This window comes from Skermanella sp. (assembly GCF_059503625.1).
This window is the reverse complement of the sequence record NZ_JCACHA010000451.1, coordinates 1-2,326: the sequence shown is the minus strand read 5'-3', so window position 1 is coordinate 2,326 and position 2,326 is coordinate 1. Positions and strand designations below refer to the sequence as shown.

Genomic DNA, 2,326 nt, shown 5'->3' with positions numbered 1-2,326 from the left:
GAGCGCCTCGTGGCGGAAGATCCGGCGTTCGCCCGCGATGTCGAGGCATGGCGCCGGCGGCTGGGCGCCCTTGACCGGACGGCGGCCCCTGAGACGGCGGACGACGCGCTGTGGAAGCGCATCGAGCAGTCGCTGGACAGGACGGACGATGCCCGCGCAAAGACGGCCGCACACAGCCTTGCCCCCCAAGCGGCGGCAAACCAGAACTTCTGGAGGCGCTGCGCGATGGGCGGATTGGCGGCATCGCTGCTGCTTACCGCCGGGTTGGTCGCTGCCGTGGCGACGCGGCCTGAAGAGCCCCTGTACGTCGCCGTCCTGCTGGCCGACGACAGGCGTCCCGGCGCTTTGATCCAGATTTATGAGGATCAGGAAGTCAAGCTGGTTCCGTTGCAGGAGTTCACGATACCGCCGGAACGGGTCTTCCAGGTCTGGACCCTGCCGACACCCCAAAGCGCTCCCGTTTCCGTCGGTTTGCTGTCACAGGCCAGATCGGTGCGGCTGAACTTGTCGGATCTGCCGTCGCCCGCCACCGATCAGTTCTTCGAGATCACCCTGGAGCCGGCGGGCGGATCGCCGACGGGGCGTCCGACAGGACCGGTACTGTACAAGGGAAATGCGGCGGAAACATTCTGACGCGCTTCCGTATCGAGCTTGGCGTGGGTGCAGGCTCATCCGCTACCGGTCCTGCGGCGCCCTTTGGCGCGGCTGCCGACACGGTCCGAATAGGCCCGGGTGATTTCGGCGCCGTAGAGGAAGATGGAGGCCGAGTAGTAGACCCAGAGCAGGATCAGCACGAACGACCCGGCGGCTCCGTAGGCGGAGGTAACGCCGCTCGTGCCGAGATAAAGGCCGATCAGCGACTTGCCGATGGTGAACAGGACGGCGGTGATAGCGGCCCCGAGCCAAAGGTCCGTCCAGGGTATCCGGGTGTCGGGGAGGGTCCGGTAGACCAGGGCGAACAAAACGGTGAAGACCACCAGGGAGCCGATCAGGTTGGCGGCCCAGACCACCACGAACAGCTCCGGCAGCATGCCTTCGAACCATCTGCCGACCGCTGCCAAACCTGCGCTGACGACCAGCGAGACGATCAGCAGGAAGCCGATCATCCCGATCAGGGCCAAGCCCTTCAGCCGCATCTTGACCAGCCATGTGAGGGACGAAGCACCCGGAGGCTCCGTCTTCCAGATGCGGTTCAGCGAGGTCTGCAACTCGACGAAGACGGTCGTCGCCCCTATCAGGATCGTCGAAATGCCGAAAACCGTCGCGATCGCGCCGGCCTTGATGTCGTTGGCGCTGGCGGCCATCTGCTTGAGGGTCGTCGCGGCTTCCTGTCCGATCAGTCCGCCGATCTGCACCATCAGCGCATCCTGGGCCACCTGCCGGCCGATGACGAGACCGGCGATCGCCGTGACCAGGATCACGAAGGGGGCAAGCGCGAAGATCGTGTAGAAGGCGATCGCGGCTCCCCGGGTCATGGCCTCGTCGTTGATCCAGCCCAGGGCGGCATCGACGACGATGTCGCGGGATTGCCTGACAAATCCCATGCGCGGTCTCCCTGAAAGGTAAGGGGAATATCCGGCCGATCGGCGGCGTCCGGGATGATGCCATCCTTCTTCAGTCAGACAACGAAAAGGCGGCAAAGGCAACTAAGTTCCATCCCCTCTATCGATTTAGGTATAGGCCATTGGATGTAGTCGAGAAAGAGTGTGACTATGACGTCATTCAATGTATTATCGCTAAATGCAGCAGGTCGGCGACAGTATGCCCGCTGCCGGGACTCCGAGAGCACGCATCGGGCACATGAATGGACTTGCGGTATGATTGGCACTTCCGCAACACACAATAGAGAAATATGCGTTACTTGAAGAATTGATTTAGATCAGTACAGCGACCAGATGCCACACTAGGTCTCTCTCCCGTATCTTAAGTTCATGTGTCACAACATTACTTCGGAATGCTCGGCAAACGCATTGCCCGATTTACTCTGGAGTATCGATCATGTTTCGTTCGTGGCACAACCTCGGCGCCGTCTCGACGCTTGCTCTCGCTCTGTTTGCGTTCGGCGCAACGGCTACAGCGAATGCCCAGGAAATGGACTTCAAGCCCAAGGCGGCGGGCGACATCAACATCCGTTTGCGCGCCCTTGGCGTGTTCCCCGATGAGAGTGGCAGCGTCAAGACTGCCGGGGGTGCCGATACCGGCCTGGATGCAAAAGTGGGGAATGCCTACGTTCCCGAAGTGGACTTCTCGTATTTCCTGACCGACAACATCGCCCTCGAACTGATCGCCGCGACCGCGCGCCACGAGGTGGACGCCAAGGGTCCCG

3 protein-coding genes are annotated in these 2,326 nt (G+C 61.9%); 2 read left to right on the top strand and 1 reads right to left on the bottom strand.

The window, feature by feature from the left end; translation table 11 throughout:
* Positions 1 to 633, top strand: a 633-nt coding sequence (locus AC5JJ6_RS09980; protein ID WP_496041894.1) for an anti-sigma factor, incomplete at its 5' end; no start/stop codon positions are given.
* Positions 634 to 668: 35 nt separating this feature from the next.
* Here the strand turns inward: AC5JJ6_RS09980 and AC5JJ6_RS09975 are convergent.
* The gene (locus AC5JJ6_RS09975; protein ID WP_496041893.1) at positions 669 to 1,544 is read right to left on the bottom strand and encodes a YihY/virulence factor BrkB family protein; all 876 of its coding nucleotides are present in this window, start codon (positions 1,542 to 1,544) and stop codon (positions 669 to 671) included.
* 454 nt (positions 1,545 to 1,998) lie between these two features.
* On the opposite strand from AC5JJ6_RS09975, the gene AC5JJ6_RS09970 reads away from it, so the two are divergent.
* Positions 1,999 to 2,326 (top strand): OmpW/AlkL family protein (locus AC5JJ6_RS09970; RefSeq protein ID WP_496041892.1); only part of this gene is annotated, 328 nt, incomplete at its 3' end.

Coding starts and splice junctions, on each gene's coding strand:
- AC5JJ6_RS09975 (WP_496041893.1), bottom strand. CDS start 1,544: ATGGGATTTGTCAGGCAATCCCGCGACATCGTCGTCGATGCCGCCCTG.